Origin of the sequence: Pseudomonas sp. 6D_7.1_Bac1, assembly GCF_025465945.1 — a bacterium.
Classification (GTDB): domain Bacteria; phylum Pseudomonadota; class Gammaproteobacteria; order Pseudomonadales; family Pseudomonadaceae; genus Aquipseudomonas.
In genome coordinates this window covers 138,176-154,786 of record NZ_JANLNW010000074.1, presented here as the reverse complement: position 1 = coordinate 154,786, position 16,611 = coordinate 138,176, and the positions used below count along the sequence as shown (strand labels likewise).

15 protein-coding genes are annotated in these 16,611 nt (G+C 60.3%); 8 read left to right on the top strand and 7 right to left on the bottom strand.

Annotated features, from left to right (window positions below):
• Positions 1–2 precede the first annotated feature (2 nt).
• The gene (locus NTD87_RS21755) at positions 3–737 is read left to right on the top strand and encodes a DUF2182 domain-containing protein (RefSeq protein ID WP_262116244.1); all 735 of its coding nucleotides are present in this window, start codon (positions 3–5) and stop codon (positions 735–737) included.
• 93 nt (positions 738–830) lie between these two features.
• On the opposite strand, the gene NTD87_RS21750 is transcribed toward NTD87_RS21755, so the two are convergent.
• Positions 831–2,843: a hypothetical protein gene (locus tag NTD87_RS21750; RefSeq protein ID WP_262116242.1), complete on the bottom strand. Its 2,013-nt coding sequence runs from the start codon at positions 2,841–2,843 to the stop codon at positions 831–833.
• A 102-nt stretch (positions 2,844–2,945) separates the two neighbouring features.
• Positions 2,946–4,169 (bottom strand): NADH:flavin oxidoreductase/NADH oxidase family protein, encoded by a 1,224-nt coding sequence (locus NTD87_RS21745; protein WP_262116241.1) that lies wholly within the window; start codon positions 4,167–4,169, stop codon positions 2,946–2,948.
• 77 nt (positions 4,170–4,246) lie between these two features.
• Between NTD87_RS21745 and NTD87_RS21740 the strand changes: the two genes are divergently transcribed.
• Positions 4,247–4,654 carry a MerR family transcriptional regulator gene (locus tag NTD87_RS21740; protein ID WP_262116240.1) on the top strand — a complete coding sequence of 136 codons (408 nt, stop codon included), beginning with the start codon at positions 4,247–4,249 and terminating at the stop codon, positions 4,652–4,654.
• A 3-nt stretch (positions 4,655–4,657) separates the two neighbouring features.
• Here NTD87_RS21740 and NTD87_RS21735 read toward each other — a convergent pair whose 3' ends face one another.
• The 5 genes from NTD87_RS21735 to NTD87_RS21715 all read right to left on the bottom strand — a co-directional run bounded on the left by NTD87_RS21735 (position 4,658) and on the right by NTD87_RS21715 (position 12,597).
• Positions 4,658–5,539: a DUF4434 family protein gene (locus NTD87_RS21735; protein ID WP_262116239.1), complete on the bottom strand. Its 882-nt coding sequence runs from the start codon at positions 5,537–5,539 to the stop codon at positions 4,658–4,660.
• On the bottom strand, positions 5,539–8,706 hold the full coding sequence (locus tag NTD87_RS21730) for an NfrA family protein (protein WP_262116238.1): 3,168 nt from the start codon (positions 8,704–8,706) through the stop codon (positions 5,539–5,541). Before NTD87_RS21730 ends, NTD87_RS21735 begins: the two co-directional genes overlap by 1 nt.
• Positions 8,703–10,877, bottom strand: coding sequence for a cyclic di-3',5'-guanylate-activated glycosyltransferase NrfB (gene nrfB / locus NTD87_RS21725; protein ID WP_262116237.1), 2,175 nt, complete (start codon positions 10,875–10,877; stop codon positions 8,703–8,705). The genes NTD87_RS21730 and nrfB overlap by 4 nt, the downstream gene beginning before the upstream one ends.
• On the bottom strand, positions 10,874–12,028 hold the full coding sequence (gene wecB / locus NTD87_RS21720) for a non-hydrolyzing UDP-N-acetylglucosamine 2-epimerase (RefSeq protein ID WP_262116236.1): 1,155 nt from the start codon (positions 12,026–12,028) through the stop codon (positions 10,874–10,876). Before wecB ends, nrfB begins: the two co-directional genes overlap by 4 nt.
• Positions 12,029–12,144: 116 nt before the next feature.
• Entirely contained in the window at positions 12,145–12,597 is a 453-nt protein-coding gene (locus NTD87_RS21715) for a thioredoxin family protein (protein ID WP_262116235.1), read from the bottom strand.
• Between the two features lie 215 nt (positions 12,598–12,812).
• Between NTD87_RS21715 and NTD87_RS21710 the strand changes: the two genes are divergently transcribed.
• From NTD87_RS21710 to NTD87_RS21685, 6 genes are all read left to right on the top strand, one after another.
• Positions 12,813–13,061 carry a type II toxin-antitoxin system Phd/YefM family antitoxin gene (locus NTD87_RS21710; protein WP_262116234.1) on the top strand — a complete coding sequence of 83 codons (249 nt, stop codon included), beginning with the start codon at positions 12,813–12,815 and terminating at the stop codon, positions 13,059–13,061.
• Positions 13,051–13,332 carry a type II toxin-antitoxin system RelE family toxin gene (locus NTD87_RS21705; RefSeq protein ID WP_262116233.1) on the top strand — a complete coding sequence of 94 codons (282 nt, stop codon included), beginning with the start codon at positions 13,051–13,053 and terminating at the stop codon, positions 13,330–13,332. The genes NTD87_RS21710 and NTD87_RS21705 overlap by 11 nt, the downstream gene beginning before the upstream one ends.
• A 251-nt stretch (positions 13,333–13,583) precedes the next feature.
• On the top strand, positions 13,584–14,432 hold the full coding sequence (locus NTD87_RS21700) for a transporter substrate-binding domain-containing protein (RefSeq protein ID WP_262116232.1): 849 nt from the start codon (positions 13,584–13,586) through the stop codon (positions 14,430–14,432).
• Between the two features lie 47 nt (positions 14,433–14,479).
• A complete protein-coding gene (locus tag NTD87_RS21695; protein WP_262116231.1) occupies positions 14,480–15,142 on the top strand; it encodes an amino acid ABC transporter permease in 663 nt (220 codons plus the stop codon).
• A gap of 9 nt (positions 15,143–15,151) precedes the next feature.
• Entirely contained in the window at positions 15,152–15,814 is a 663-nt protein-coding gene (locus tag NTD87_RS21690; RefSeq protein WP_262116230.1) for an amino acid ABC transporter permease, read from the top strand.
• Positions 15,811–16,608, top strand: coding sequence for an amino acid ABC transporter ATP-binding protein (locus tag NTD87_RS21685; protein ID WP_262116229.1), 798 nt, complete (start codon positions 15,811–15,813; stop codon positions 16,606–16,608). The genes NTD87_RS21690 and NTD87_RS21685 overlap by 4 nt, the downstream gene beginning before the upstream one ends.
• The last annotated feature ends 3 nt before the right edge of the window (positions 16,609–16,611 follow it).

The following is a 16,611-nucleotide window of genomic DNA, read 5'->3' as shown; positions in this document are numbered from 1 at the left end:
ACGTGGCGCAGTACCTGGTCATTGCATTGATCCGAGGCCCCCGGCCATGGCTGATCCTGATCAGCCTGGCCGGGTGGGGGCTGCTGCTCGGTGCGGCGCAGATGTTGTCGATCCCTGCGTTCTGTGGGACGTTTCCGGCGCTGGATCATGCCGTCAGCAGGCAGGGGATTGAGCAGGCGTTGCTGTTCAATCCTCCTCGCCAGTTGTTGTCTTCGTGGTGGTTGATGTTGCTGGCGATGATGCCGTTGTTGCTGATACATCCGCTCGACTATGTGTGGCGGCGCAGCCTGTTGCGCAAGCGCTGGCAGGCCGTGGCGTTGTTCGTCATCGGCTTTTCGGCCATCTGGACCCTGGCCGGCGTAGTGCTGATGGGGCTGACGGTGGGAGCACGGGTGATACTCGGGTTTTCACCGATGGACACATTCATCGTCGGGCTGGGGGTGTGCCTGATCTGGCAGGCCTCACCGTTCAAGCAAGCGTGCCTGAACCACTGTCATTATCAGCCGCGTATTTCGGCGTTCGGCCTCGACTTTCTCAAGGACTGTCTGAAGTACGGCATGGTCAGCGCAGGCTGGTGTGTCGGGTCGTGCTGGGCCCTGATGTTGTTGCCGATACTGGCAGAGCAAGGGCATGTATCGTTGATGCTGTTGAGCATGGGCTGGATGCTGTTCGAGCGGTTTAAAAGTCCTCGCCCCGTTCGTTGGCATTGGCCGTTTCAACTGCGCCTGTTTCGCTGAAACCCACTCCTGGAGCTGCCGAAGGCTGCGATCTGTTGATCTTGAAGGTCAAAATATCGCAGCCTGCGGCAGCTCCGAGGATTGCGTAAGCCATCAGTTTTTCGGGACAGGGCTGACGGTCGCATTGCGCCAGGCGGTTTGCAGTTGTTCGTTCAGGAGTGCCGGTACGGTTTTGCCCGGCTGTTTCTCCAGGCTGACTTTCAGGCCATTGAGTGAGCGGCCACTGAGGCGATTTCCCGCCAGGTCTTCACGCAATACCCGCTCGGCTTGCGTGTATTGCCCCTGCTTCAGCAACGCATAGCCCAAAGACTCGCGTAGCGTGTAATACCAGTCCGGCGGCTCGTTGTAGTCGAGTTCGTCCTGGATTTTCACGGCCTGGCGCCAGGCTGCGATGATCTGCTCATTGTTGTCTCCCTTGAGTTCCTGAAGGTCGGCGCTCAACCCCTGTTGCTGATCCTTGCCGAACACTTCTGCGCTGGCGTTCTTGAGTGCTGCCATATCGAGTGTTCCATGGCTGTTGTCCAGCGCTTTGTTGAGCAGGATCAGGTTGGCAATGCGCAACAGCTCCACCGCTTTGTTGCTGCCGTATCTCAAGTCCGGTTTCGCACTCAAGGCTGCGTTGACGGCCTGCCAGTAATCGTTGAGGGCGTCACGAGCAGCGCTGCCGTCAAGGCTGTCGGCGCTCAGTTTTTGATAGGCACTGGCGTAAGCCGCCATGACCTGGGTGTAAGGCGCGGTCAAGTTGACCCAGTCCTTGTTCGCCGCCTTGCAGGTCTGGTTGATGGTTTGCAAACCGGCGTTGATCTTCGGTTCGATCCGCTTCAGGGCGTCCCAGTCTTCGAAGCGTACGGCGAAGTAATAGGGTACGGCGTAGAAGTAATCGGACTTGGTGGCGATCTCTTGGGGGTACTGCTTGCAGAGGAAATCCAGCGCGGCGTAGCGGGTGGTGTTTTCCACCAGTTCCTCGGCCATGTTCATCGCTTCGTTCTGGCGGCCTTCGATGGATAAGGTCCAGGTCAGAAAGTGAATGTTGTGCCCCAGGTAGTGCAGGGGGTACGGGCTCTGCGGGTCGACCTGATGGGTGTAGGCACGGTCGACCGACACCGCTGTGTAGTTGGCGACGCTGGCCAGGGCATTGTTGCCGGTGCGCTGGTAGATGTGTGAGGCCATGTGCACCAGGTGACCGATGGCCGGGTTCTGATCGCGAAAGCGGTCGGCCATGGGCAGCCCGCTGGTAGGGAATGGCGACTCTTCAATGGCATGAATATAGAAGTGGTTGGCGCCGGTGTGCAGTTTGTCCTGCACCAGCACCCGGTTGAGCACTTGTAATGCCTCGTAGGCGGCGGAGGTGGGTTTGACTTCATCGGACACCGCTTCATCGCCCTTCCACCATTTCCAGGGTTTGAGGTTGAGCAGCGCATCGGCATACAACGTGGCGGCGTCGAGATCGTCGAAGTAGTTTTCCGACAAGGCTTTCATCGCGTTGGCGTAGCGCTGCTTGCCTTCGGTCAACAGGCTGAGCTTGCCGTCCTTTTCGCTATAGAGGGTCAGGAACGCCTTGGCGTAATCGACTTCGCGCTGCAATTGCCGTTCGCTGAAGCGCTCTTTGGCGGCGGGGTCCTTGAGGCGAGCCGTGGCGTTGTCCAACGCTATTTGTGCCGAGCGGTAGGCCAGTCGATCACAGCCGGTGGTGGCGTCGCTGTTGATGTTGGAGTTAGCCGACAGCGCGATGCCCCAATAGGGCATCGCCGCGCCTTCATCGAAGCGGCTGGCCTGGTAGAACGCCCGAATCGCCTCGGAAAAGTTGAAACCGTACTGCAAGGCAATGCCCTGGCTGTAGAAGGCCTCGACTTGCTCGGCGTCCTTGAGGCTCACCAGTGGATAGCGTGTGCCACCAAGCCCTGAAAACAGGTGACCCTTGTCGGTGTCCTGCGGGCTGACGCACTGATGCAGCACCTCCAGATAGGGCGTGTCGGCCGGTGCCGGAACAAAGTTTTTCAGGCTCTCGGTCGCGCCGTGGCCCAGGGTGTGGGCCTGGGTAACGGGGGGGCCGGCCAGCAGCAGACTACCGATCAGGGTGGCGCGCAGAAGGCAGGGTACGTCCATGAGTCAGTTGCTCCGTGAGGCCTCATCCGTGTGCGACGAAGTATTGTTGAACTTCGCTGGAATTCCAGTTTGCCATCACGCTGTTTCAGTGCAGCCATCCGGCTACTTGCTCATCGCTGCCCGGTACTGGCGTGTGCGTTTGGCGATGTACACCTGGTCGAGGACCAGCGCCCAGAGCGCCGAAACGCTGGGTTTCGGCTGGCGACCGCGGCTCAGGCGCTGGATCTGGAAGCGTACGACGGCCATGTTGGCCAGCGCCGCCAAAGGTTTGCGTTTCCAGGTAATCGGCGGCAATTGCGGGTGGCTGTCGTGCCCCTCACGCCACAGCTTGACCAGCAATGGCTCCACCGCCAGCGCGGTGCCGATACCGGCCATGGCGATGCCGCTGGCCAGCACCTGTTCGACAACAGGCAGGCGCCGAATGCCGCCGGTGACCATCACCGGCATCTTCGCCCGGCTCGCCAGTTCACCGGCCATGTCGAGGAAATAAGCCTCCCGCGCCAGGGTGCGACCGTCGCGGGCTTCACCTTGCATTGCCGGGGCTTCATAGCTGCCACCCGACAACTCCAGCAGATCGATGGCGAGCGGGTTGAGCATGTCGATGACCTGCCGCGCATCGTCGGCATCGAAGCCGCCGCGTTGGAAGTCGGCGGAATTGAGTTTCACCGCGACGCAGAAATCTGCCGTGACTGCTGCACGAACCGCGCTCACCACTTCAATCAGCAAGCGTGCACGATTTTCCAGCGAACCGCCCCAGCGGTCGGTCCGTCGATTGCTCAATGGCGACAGGAACTGACTGATCAGGTAGCCATGGGCTGCGTGAATTTCCACACCGGTAAAACCGGCTTTTTGGGCCAGGGCGGCGCTGGTGGCGAAGCGCTGGATGACGTCCTGGATGTCGTCTTCGCTCATCGGTGTAGGTTGGGCGAACATTTTCGAGAACTGTCCCATCTCCAAAGCCACGGCAGACGGCGCCCAGGCGGGTTGGCCGAGATTGGCCATGGTCTGGCGCCCGGGATGATTGAGCTGCACCCAGAACTGCGCCCCCTTGGCCCGGCCAATGGCAGCCCACTGACGGAAACGTTCAAGGTGCCGTTCATCTTCCAGCACCACGCCGCCGGGACCGGTCATGGCCCGACGGTCGATCATTACGTTACCGGTCAGCAGCAGGCCGGCCTCGCCATCAGCCCAGGCCCGATAGAGCTGCATCAAGGCCTGGGAGGGTGCTTGTTCGGTGTCGGCAAGATTTTCTTCCATCGCCGCTTTGGCGATGCGATTGCCGATGGTCTGGCCGTTGGGCAGATTCAACGCGTTAAAGGGTGACATGCTTGACTCCTCATCAGTAAAGAGACGAGGCTAAGCTTAAAGTTAACTTTAATGTCAAGCGCGGAAATGAGGTTCTGATGAAGATTGGTGAATTGGCGCAATTAAGCGGACTGACGGCTTCGCGCATCCGCTTTTACGAAAGTCAGGGGTTGATCGGCCGGGTCCAGCGTTTGGCCAATGGTTATCGACGCTACCCGGCAGAGGTGGTGCAAACCCTGCAAGTCATCCAGTGCGCACAGCAGGCCGGGTTCAGCCTGGATGAACTCAAACAACTGCTCACCAGCCCGAAGCTCGGTGAACTCCGGCATGACGAACTGGTGCTGAGCCTTGAGCGCAAGGTCGAGCAGATCGAAGAGATGCAGCAGCACCTGGCTCAGAGCAAGGCGAAGTTGCTGGGCGTCATCGAGAACGTCAAGGCACGGCCTGAGGGGATGGTGTGTTCGGAGAATGCCGAGCGCGTGCTGGCGACGCTCAAGCACTTCTGAGCTTCAACGGTGTTGTACATCGCTGGCCTTGTTTTTATGTTGATTGTCCAGAATCACTCGCCCCCACGGAAGGTAGCGCAGGGAGAAGACCGCCGTCGGATGGCAGCCGCGAGGCGGGGTGTCCGGGGTGGCCGGCTCGGCGCGAAACGGTTGGACTTCGGCGCTGACCTGGCGGAACGCTTCACGCACGATGCCGACACTGCAGGGCAGTGCGCTGGCGTAACTGTCGCGCACCACCGGCGGCAAGCGTCCAGTGCCGGCGCCGTCCTGCCACCAGACTTGAATCCCGCTGCTGGCCAGCTCGCCCAGCCAGTTTGCATTGACCTGTGGTGCCAGCTTGCCGGCACTGAACGCGCTGATGTGCAGCGGCGCATCGAGTTGGCGGGCGAAGTCCTGGAGTTGCCGTTGCAGTTGCTCGCGCCTGTCGACCGCCATGAAGTGCGCGTCATCCAGCTCCAGCGGCAAGTACCAGCCGCTGACAGGCAGCTTCCAGTCTTTGCGCAATTTTTGCTGTTGGGCCAGTGACTTCCCAAGCTGTACTTGCCAGTAGGACGCCAGCCCGGCGCTGTCGAGCTGGTCGATACGCTGGTAATACGCCGGGTCCATGGACAGGCCGAGCACCAGTTTCAACCCCTGAGCATGGGCCTCGCGCAGACTGTTGGCGAGCCAGCCGTTGGCTTCGCCAAAGACCGAATCACCGTACGCCGTCCACTGTACGATGACGGTGGTCGCGCCTTGTTTGGCGCTGGCCTGCCAGACCTGTCGCCATTGCGCCTGACTCAGGCTGGCATCGACATTCAACGGTTGAAAGAAAATCCGCTCATCGGCGCGAACCTGTTGGCTGCCAAGCAACAGCAGGCAGAGAAAAAGCATCAGTCGAGTCATCAGAAGTTCAGCTCCACGCCCAGTAGCACACCATTGCCACCTTCATACAAATTGCCGCCCAACGATTGCTGATACTCGGTGCGCACGGTCAGGTGCGCGCGGTAGGCGTTGTAGATGTCATCGTCGAACCACCATTGCCAACGCAGGCCGAGACCGGTACGCAGGTCCTGGCGCCAGTCATTGCTCGGGTCCTGACTGGCGAACTCGAGGAAGCCATACGGCATGAGGGTTTGCGCGCTGTTGAACGGCAGCTTCCAGGCGTGTCCTTGCTGGAAACGCGACAGCCATTGATGGTCGCCGGCCTTGGTCCACCACGCCGCGTCGAGGTAGAGAAAGCGCTCTTCCCAGTCGCTTTCATCGACCCGCCAATCGTTGCGGAACCGGCCTTGATCGAGGAACGAAGCGGTGGCGCGCAGCAGATAGTCGGTGTCGGTGTGGCCGTCTTTACGGTGGTCGTTGAGCTGGTCCCAGAGCTGATTCGGGTTGAGGAGCTCACCCAGACTCAGGCCTTGCTTGTCCTGGTCGTTGAACGTGTTCTGTTTGTAGACCTCGGCGTAAAAGTTGATGTTCGCCGTACCCCAGGGTTTGTAGCGCAAGCCCAGGCCTGTGCCGACGGATTCTGCGTAACTGGAGCGACCCGCGCCACCCAGCAACGCCCGGCCATACACCGACAGCGTACTGCCGGCGCGGCTTGGTTCATCACCCAGGGCATGGTCCCACATCGCGATTTGCACGTTTTGCGAGGCGGCGTGGCGCGCAGTGCCTTGGGTATTGTCGGGGCGCAGGATGTCGTTGGTCGAAACCCCGGCCGGTGACCAGGTGCTGGCAAGGGTTCGGCTGTCACGTCTGGACAGGGTTTCGTGAGCGCGCCGCTGACGATAGCGGCGCGCTTCAAGGCTGCCGCTGTCGTCATCACCGGCCACCGGGTTCTGCTCCAGATCGATGACCCGGCGCAGTTCCTTGCGTGCCGAGGCGCTGTCTTCGACTTCGTCGTAGCGCCAGGCCAGGGTTTCACCGAGGCTGTAGTCTTCAGGGAAGTTACCGGTCGCGGTTTGCAGATACGGGATGGCGCGGGCCCGTTCTTGCCGGGTTTCGGCCCCGGCCAGGCGCATGCCGTAGTCGGCGCTGTAGCGCGGGTTTTTCGGGTCGCGACGGACCGCTTCGGCCAGCCACGCTGTGCTTTGCGGCAGATCGCCGGCCTTTTGCGCGGTCACCGAGGCGGCATAGAAATGCCCGGCGTCAGGGGATTGCTGTAAGGCCTGACGCTGACGCTCAAGGGCCAGTGCGTTGTTGCCCTGGGCCTGGGCGATCGCCGCGCCAAGAGCCCATTCGTTACTGCCACGGGTGCTGCTTTGCTGCCAATAGTGTTCGGCGGCGTGGGTGTCACCAACAGTCAATGCGCTGCGGCTGGCGGTGAGGCGGGCATTCTCGGTGAGCGCGCTGTCCGGCACGCTGCGCCAGATGCGCAGAGCGCCTGCCGAGTCGCCGGACGCTTCGAGGGCGTAGGCCAGCGGCAAGCGACTGGCGCGATCACCGAGCTTTTGTGCAGCCTGGTAATAGACCACCGCTTCACCCGGCAGGTTGGGCATGGCGCAGCGACCCAGGGCACGGAATTCGCCGGCATCGGCGGGCTGCGCACCGATCGCCTGGCGTACCGCGTCGCACTGGCCGTTCTCTGCCAGTTGTCCGAGCAATTGGCCGCGTGTCGCAGCGTCGACCCGGTTTAACAACAAGGCCATGCGTTCCTGCTGGGCAGGAGTCGACGTCGACGACGAGCCGTAGAGCCCGGCCAGACGCTGCAACATGGCCGCCGGCAAGCGTGCGCCGTGGCGGTCAAAGGCCTCTTCCAGCAACTGCTGCGCGTGATCACGCTGGCCATTGTTAAGCGCCAGGTAGGTGGCTTGATTGAGTGAACCGAGGTTGCCGGTCAGCTGGTAATGCCGTTCCCACAGCATCGCCGCTTCGCGGTTACGGCCCAGCGCCTGAAGCAGCTCGGCACGGCGCTTCACCACGTCGCCGGTTTGCGGTTGGCTGGCGAGCCAGGCCATGACTTTGTCGTTTTGTCCCTGTGCCTGCCAGACATCAAGCAAACGCTCGCGGCGTTTGCTGTCCCAGGGTTCGGGCAGGCGCTGGCTTTGCAGCAGGTCGGTGGCTTGCAGGCGTTGCGCAAGGACTAGCCAGGTCTGCGGATCATCACTGGGCGAGCAGCCACGCAACTGGACGAGTGCCGCTTGCGGGTCGCGACGCGACAGCCATTCTGCGGTTTCCAGGCACGGGCGCTGCAACTCGCTGCTTAGACGTTGCACGGTCGACGTGTCGCCGGTTTGCCGCGCCAGTTCCCACAGCCGTTGGCGTTGGGCCGGATCGGCAAGGTCGGCGGCCGGCAGTGATTGCATCCAGCGTTGGGCTTGTTGGACGTGGCCCATGGCAATCGCTCGATCGACCATCGCCAGACGCGCCTTGCGTGCCGCTTCCGGGGTCGGCGCCTGCTGCAACAGGTCCTGCAAGGGCTTTTCTTCGAGACGTTGCACATAGGCGTTGGCCAGCCGTTGCCAGCCTTCGGCATCGAGTTGTTTACGCGCGGCCAACGGTGCGAGCTCCTCGATGGTGCCGTTCGAGTCGCGCAGTTGCTCGGACCAGTTGGAGCGGGCCAGACGCAGGATGCTGTCATCACCCTTTGGCGACAGTTGCGCCAGCCAGTTGCGGGCTTTGAGCGCACCACCGAACTTGGCCAGGCTCAAACTGTAGGCCTGCCACAGTTGCACACGCTGATTGAGGGGGCTGGTGGCCATCCAGTTTTCGACCTGTTCGGAGGTCGGCGGGTCCTGTTCGATCCAGGTCAGGCGCAGATTGAGCAGGGCGTCGCTGTTTTCCGGGTTGTCCGGCAACGCCTGGACGGCGTCCTTGTAGCGCCGTTGTTTGGCCAGGGCCTCGACCAACATCGCCCTGGCCTCGTCGTTTTTCGGGACCTTGGCCAGCAAGTGGCGCATCAGTCGTTCGACTTCAGCCCAGTTGCCTTTTTTTGCTTCGCGGTAACTGCGGTCCATGTAGGGGAAGCTGCGGAACTGCTCGAAATCGCTCAGTGGCGCCGCTTCTACCCAACTGGCGGCACTCAGGCTCAGCAACAGGCTGCCGAGCGCCACGTGATGACGAATACCTGACCTCATGCGACCTCCCGGGCAATGCGGAAAGCCGCTTGTTGTTCAGCGGATTGCTCGGCCAGCGCCTGTTGCAGAATCTCTGGGGTGATCATGCCGCGTTCGATCAGGTGATCACCCAGCGACATGCGCTCAGCGTCGAAGTCGATCAGCGCTTGATTGAACAGCGTTGCCGGGACCATGCCGCGCACTTGCAGCAGATTGCCGAGCAATATCTGGTGGTGGCCGACGCGCTCCAACAGGGCTTCATCGTCCTGATGACGCTCAAGCACGTACAGCATGTGACGGACTTCCTCGTTTTGCAGCGGGCTCGGGTACCAGTAGCGGATACCCAGCGTGACTCGGCCCTGCGGTGCCAGACGGCAGCGAACCGGGCGTTTCAATTGACGGCTGATGGCGCCCAGGGAAACCTGGCTGACCGGACCTTCGGAGGCCAGCACCAGGGTTTTGCCTTCTTCGGCGACCGGCAACACGCCGTAGTGGGTCGCGACTTTGCGCGGCATGCGCTCGATCAGCTGTTTGTCGAGCTTGAACGGATTGAGCGGCGCCCATTCCAGGTCCAGTTGCTCGGCCAGGGTTTCGACCAGTTGGGTACTGTTGATGTGCTCGCGCAGCAGCAGTTCATGACCGAGGCGGCGGCGCACCGGGTTGGTGATCGCGGCTTCCAGTTGCTCTTCGGTCAGCAGGCCTTTTTCGACCAGTCGATGACCCAGCGGTGTGCGTTGGGCCTTGGCCAGGGCAGGGAACTCGTGGGTGGTTTTGTCCCAGGCCACGCGGCGCGAATCACCCATTTCCATCACCTGACGCAAGGCGCGCAGGTTGGCGAAGAAATTGACGAAGTTGCTCCACATCATCCGTGGCGCCGACAGCAGGCCCTGACCCAGACCGTAGAAGCGGGTGACGAACCAGGCGCGCTGGAACAGACGGTTGAGCAGCATCAGGCCATTGAGCCAGAGCAGCGTCGACAGCAATGGGCTTTCGGACAGGATGGAGGGGAAACGCCAGGCCTCGGGGGAGAGCAGCGTCACCAGCCACATGCTCAGCAACACCAGAAGCAACAGGTTGACCATAAAGCTCAGCAGGTAGGCGATCAGGCCCCGGCGGTCGCGCCAGAGGAAATAGTTCAGCGAGCCCTTGCTGCTCCAGCCGAGGTTTTTGGTGCCCTGGAACACGATGCCGACGATCCAGCGCGATTTTTGCCGGATCGCGTGTTGCAGATCACGCGGGAAATGTTCGCGTACGCAAATGACCTGGGAGAACACGCGGTTCATACCCAGGACCCACTTCTGTTCCAGCGCCAGTTTCGGGTCGGTGACCGAGTAGCGGGCGAAGATGCACTTCATGCCTTTTTGCTTGAGGCGGAAACCGATGTCGTAGTCTTCGGTCAGGCTCTGTACGTCGAAGGCGATTCCATCGCCGTCTTCCAGCAGGGCGCTGATCGCCTTGCGGCTGAAACAGGTGCCCACACCAGCGCTCGGCACCTGGCCGGTCAGCGCCTCGCGCACGATCACGTCCTTGCCGTGGTTCTCGGCGAATTCATCGACATAGTGCCCGGCGGTGAAGCCGTTCCATTGCGGCGCGTAGGGGTAGACCGGAATCTGGACCAGGTCCTTGCTCGGCAGCAGGTAATTGAACAGGCGCAATTCCATGGGCGAAATCACGTCTTCGGCATCGTGCAGGATGAACCCGGCGAACTCGATTTTCGCTTCGCTTTCAAAACGAAATATCGTGTCGATGATGTTGTTCAGGCAGTCAGCCTTGCTGGTCGGCCCGGGTCGGGCGCAGACCACTTTATGCACGTTGGGATAGTGCTGGCACACGGCATCGACGTCGGCCTGGGTCTCGGCGTCGTTGGGGTAGGTGCCGACAAAGATCTGGTAGTTCTCGTAGTCGAGGGTCGAAGCCGCGAGCCGCGCCATCTCACCGACCACGCCGACTTCGTTCCACGCCGGGACCATGATCGCCAGGGGTTTCTCGGGGATCTCATACAGCCGCTGTTCATCGGCGCGCTTGTATTTTTCGTAGATCCGCCAGCGCCGGATCAGTTTGCGGCTCCAGTAAATCAGGTCGATGAACAGGTCATCCAGACCCAGCACGAACATCAACAAGGCCAAGGTGATCGCAAGGTATTTCAGGCCAAACAGTACATATGCAAAAAAATCGACAAGCCCCAGGCTCATACTGCTTTACCCGCCACCGAGCGGTGTTTCAGCCAGATGCAGAGGCGATTGGCGATACGTTCGCTGGCGTGGCCATCGCCATACGGGCTGTGAATGCGGCTCATGCGTTGGAACGTGGCGTCGTCATCGAGCAACAGGCTGGCCTCCTTGACGATGCGGTCGGTATCGGTGCCCACCAGCAGCACGGTGCCGCCTTCGAGCACGGAAGGCCGTTCGGTGACATCGCGCAGTACCAGCAGCGGTTTGCCGATGGCCGGGGCTTCCTCTTGGATGCCACCGGAATCAGTGAGGATGAAATGCGCGTGTCCCATCAGCCAGACGAAATGCTGGTAATCCTGCGGCGCAATCAGATAAATGTTGGGTTTGTTGGAAAGCACGCTATACACCGCGTTTTGCACCTGCGGATTGAGGTGCACCGGGTAGACGAATTGCACATCGGGGTAATGCTCTGCGAGGGTGGCAAGGGCGAGGCAGATGTTGCGGAAACCACCGCCGAAGTTCTCCCGGCGATGCCCTGTGATCAAGACCATTCGCCGAGTGTCGTCGAGCACCGCCAGCGGCGAGTCGACGGCCGGGTGCCAGTGGGTGTCCTGCTGGTGATTGCGCATCCACACCAGTGCATCGATCACCGTGTTGCCGGTGACTTCGATGTTGGCCTTGAGCACGCCTTCGCGCAGCAGGTTGTCTTCGGCCTTGGTGGTCGGTGGAAAGTGCAGGTCGGCAATGACCGCGGTCAGGTGTCGGTTGGCTTCTTCCGGCCAGGGGGCGCGCAAGTTACCGGTGCGCAGACCGGCCTCGACATGGCCGATGGGCAAATGGCGATAGAAGGCGGCGAGGGCGGCGATGAAACTGGTCGTGGTGTCGCCGTGGACCAGCACGATGTCCGGTTGCACGCGTTCATAGGCCTTATCGAGGTGCACCAGCAGTTGTTCGGAGAGGCCGTTGAGGGACTGGCCCTGGGTCATCACCTGCAAGTCTTCATCGACCGTCAACTCGAACGAGTCGAGCACCTGCTTGAGCATTTCCCGGTGCTGGCCGGTGGAGCAGATGTTCAACTCGATGCCGGGCCAGTGACGCAGAACCCGGGCCAGCGGGGCCATCTTGATGGCTTCCGGGCGGGTGCCGAAAACCATCATGACTTTGAACGACATTGACCCTCCTGAACCGATACGCTGCTCGCACCTCACGGGTTGAGCGAACATTTTTCAATCGGTCCATTGAATGAAAGCAGTGGATCGGAGGGTTGTCCAATACGCTTTTGAGCTGCTCAGCGATTTTTGCTGATGACGGTGGCTCGATGAGCGAGCAGCTGATGCGCTCGCGCAACGGTGCGCAAAGTGCCGAGGGTCTGCCGCAACCACGACAGATCATGGCGAGGTTTGCGCACCACAGAGGTGCGACGTGCCTTGCCAATGAGGCGGGTAAAGACAGCCTCCAGGGCCTCTGCATTTTCAAAGCCTTTGAGTTTCTTCAAGAGTCTTGCGTCGCGATAGAACAACACGGTGGGGGTGCCGGTGACCTCGGGGTGGCGGGGAGATTCACCGGTATTCAACATGTAGATCTCGGCGCGATCTTTATAGGCCTTGGCTGTTGCCCGAAAAATCGGCCCGGCGACTTCGCAGGCATAACAATGCTGATTGCCGAAATACAGGACGACCGGGCGATAGGTCTTCAATGCCCGGCGGTATTGCGGTGCGAGATGGTTGGCGATCGGGCTCATTGAAGTCTTCCTTGTTCAGCCGCAAGACGAAGAGAAGGCGCGCAATAACGCTAATGCCGTCCGCAGGGCGCGTCTACTGTCAGAGTTGACAGGTAGGGCTCTGAATCAGGCACTGCCGACAAGGTATTGCGACGCTTATGACAAAAGGGTAGAAGCCAGATGCTGTTCAGAGTGCTATTTTTGGCGCTATTAAAAGCACTTCAAGGAGCAGCGTCATGACACACATCGTGCTTTCTCAAGTGGTAGCGAGCATTTCCGAACTGAAGAAAAACCCCATGGGGACGGTCGCTGCTGGTGGCGGGTTGTCCGTTGCGATTCTTAACCGAAATGAACCCGCTTTCTACTGCGTCCCTGCCAAAGAGTATGAAGCGATGATGGACCGACTTGAGGACATGGAACTGGTCGCCCTTTCCCGCGAACGAGAAAACGATCCAACGATCAAGGTTTCTCTCGATGACCTATGAACTGGAGTTTTCTGAAAAAGCGTGGAAGGAGTGGCAAAAGCTTGGCGCGACATTGAGGGAACAGTTCAAGAAGAAGCTTCAGGAGCGACTGGTTAACCCGCACGTTCCAGCGGATCGGTTGAGTGGACTGGGCAATGCATACAAGATCACGCTTCGTAGTGCTGGATACCGGTTGGTGTATCGAGTGGTGGATGAGGTGTTGGTTGTGACGGTTATCGCAGTAGGGAAGAGGGAGCGAGGAAAAGTTTATGACGAGGCCGTTAAGCGTTAAACACCCGAATTTGAATAATGTGCCCCCCCAATGTGGCCCAAGTACCCGCGTCTGTAGCCAACGGTAGCGCTTGTGCGCTGCGTCGTTTGGTAACGCCGATTTCGCGCTTTCGCGCATCCCGTTGATTCAATACATATTTCAATTGCCGTGGGATTTCCCTGCAGGCCTGTGGCACACTTTCTGCTGTCTATTCCGTTGTTACATACCAAGTTCCGGTATAGCGGAATACACATCATCCTGGAGTGCCCGTCATGCAGCGTCGACTTTCCTTGTTTACAGCGTGCGTTTTTCTCTTTGCGGCTTCAGCCTCTGCCGTGGGCCTTGCCCAGGCGGCGGACAGCAAGCTCGACAATGTGTTGAAGCGCGGGCATTTGATTGTGGGTACGGGCAGCACCAACGCGCCATGGCACTTCCAGGGTGCGGACGGCAAGTTGCAGGGTTTTGATATCGACATCGGGCGGATGGTCGCCAAGGGTTTGTTCAATGACCCGAGCAAGGTCGAGTTCGTGGTGCAGTCGTCCGATGCGCGGATTCCCAACCTGCTGACCGATAAGGTCGATATGAGTTGCCAGTTCATTACCGTCACCGCCAGCCGTGCGCAGCAAGTGGCGTTCACCCTGCCGTACTACCGTGAAGGCGTGGCCCTGTTGCTGCCGGCCAACAGCAAGTACAAGGAAATCGAAGACATGCGGGCCGCCGGCGACAGCGTCACCGTGGCCGTGCTGCAAAACGTCTATGCCGAAGAGTTGGTGCACCAGGCGCTGCCCAAGGCCAAGGTCGATCAGTACGACAGCCAGGACCTGATCTACCAGGCCGTGAATTCGGGCCGGGCCGATGCCGCCGCCACCGACCAGTCCTCGATCAAGTACCTGATGGTGCAGAATCCCGGCCGCTATCGCAGCCCGGCGTACGCCTGGAGTCCACAGACCTACGCCTGTGCGGTCAAACGCGGCGATCAGGACTGGCTGAACTTCGTCAATACCGTCTTGCATGAAGCCATGACCGGCGTTGAGTTCCCGACCTACGCGGCGTCCTTCAAGCAGTGGTTTGGCGTCGATCTTCCGTCTCCAGAGATTGGCTTCCCCGTCGAATTCAAATGATCCGGTGAGAGTGGGGCGTTCGCGCCCCGCTCAAGGTACTGCTGACCATGAACTATCAGTTGAACTTTGCTGCCGTCTGGCGCGACTTCGACACCTTGCTGGCGGGGCTCGGCCTGGGCCTTGAACTGGCGCTGGTGTCGATCGCCATCGGTTGCGTGATCGGCCTGCTGATGGCGTTTGCTTTGCTCTCGAAGCACCGCGCATTGCGGGTACTGGCGTCGGTGTATGTCACGGTGATCCGTAACACGCCGATTCTGGTGTTGATTCTGTTGATCTACTTCGCGTTGCCAAGCGTGGGCATCCGGCTGGACAAGCTCCCGTCGTTCATCATCACCCTGTCGTTGTATGCCGGGGCGTACCTGACCGAAGTATTCCGCGCCGGGTTGTTGAGCATCCCTAAAGGCCTGCGCGAAGCCGGGCTGGCGATTGGTCTGGGAGAGTGGCAGGTCAAGGCGTACGTCACCGTGCCGGTGATGTTGCGCAACGTGCTGCCGGCACTCTCGAACAACTTCATTTCGCTGTTCAAGGACACCTCCCTGGCGGCGGCGATTGCCGTGCCGGAGCTGACCTATTACGCGCGCAAGATCAACGTTGAAAGCTACCGGGTGATTGAAACCTGGCTGGTGACGACGGCGCTCTATGTTGCGGCCTGTTATCTCATCGCGATGCTGCTGCGTTACCTCGAGCAGCGTCTGGCGATTCGCCGTTAGGAGGCTGCCATGTACGAGTCCCCAAGCTGGTTGCATGAATTGTGGGTCGCCCGCGAAACCCTGTGGTCGGGTTTTCTGACCAGTGTGCAGTGTTCCGTCCTGGCGATATTGCTGGGCACTCTGATCGGCATCGTTGCCGGGCTGGTGCTGACCTATGGCAAGTTCTGGATGCGTGCGCCGTTTCGTTTTTACGTCGACCTGATCCGCGGCACGCCGGTGTTTGTACTGGTGCTGGCCTGCTTCTATATGGCGCCGGCGCTGGGCTGGCAGATCGATGCGTTCCAGGCTGGTGTCCTCGGGTTGACGCTGTTCTGCGGCTCTCACGTTGCCGAGATCGTTCGCGGCTCGTTGCAAGCGTTGCCGCGTGGGCAGATGGAAGCGAGCAAGGCCATCGGCCTGACGTTTTTTCAGGCCCTCGGTTACGTGCTGCTGCCTCAGGCGTTGCGGCAGATATTGCCGACCTGGGTCAACTCATCGACCGAAATCGTCAAGGCCTCGACCTTGCTCTCGGTGATCGGTGTGGCCGAGTTGCTGCTCAGTACCCAGCAGGTGATCGCCCGGACCTTCATGACCCTGGAGTTCTACCTGTTCGCCGGTTTTCTCTTTTTTATCATCAACTACGCCATCGAGTTGCTCGGGCGGCAGATTGAAAAGCGGGTGGCCTTGCCATGACTCAAGCTCAAGTTTCGACACAGAACACTAGCCAGGCCCTGCTGGACATTCGCGGGCTGCACAAACAATACGGTCCGCTCGAAGTGCTCAAGGGCGTCGACCTGACGATGCAGCGCGGCAACGTGGTCACGCTGATCGGCTCCAGCGGTTCGGGCAAGACCACACTGCTGCGTTGCGTGAACATGCTCGAAGAGTTCCAGGGCGGGCGGATCCTGCTCGATGGCGAGTCCATCGGTTATCACGAGGTCAACGGCAAGCGCGTGCGTCACTCGGAAAAAGTCATCGCCCAGCACCGGGCCATGACCGGCATGGCGTTCCAGCAGTTCAACCTGTTTCCGCACCTGACGGCGTTGCAGAACGTCACCCTGGGCCTGCTCAAAGTCAAAAAGCTGCACAAGGACGAAGCGGTGGTGCTGGCAGAAAAATGGCTGGAGCGCGTCGGCCTGCTGGAACGCCGCGACCATTATCCGGGTCAGTTGTCCGGTGGTCAGCAACAGCGCGTGGCGATTGCCCGGGCGATTGCGATGAACCCCAGCCTGATGCTGTTCGATGAAGTGACGTCGGCACTCGATCCGGAACTGGTCGGCGAAGTATTGAGCGTGATCAAGGGCCTGGCCGAGGATGGCATGACCATGCTGCTGGTGACCCACGAAATGCGTTTTGCCTTTGAAGTCTCGGACAAGATCGTTTTCATGAATCAGGGGCGTATCGAAGAGCAAGGTCCACCCAAGGAGCTGTTCGAACGCCCGCAATCTCCGCGCCTGGCGGAGTTTCTCAAGAACACTCGTTTTTAACAG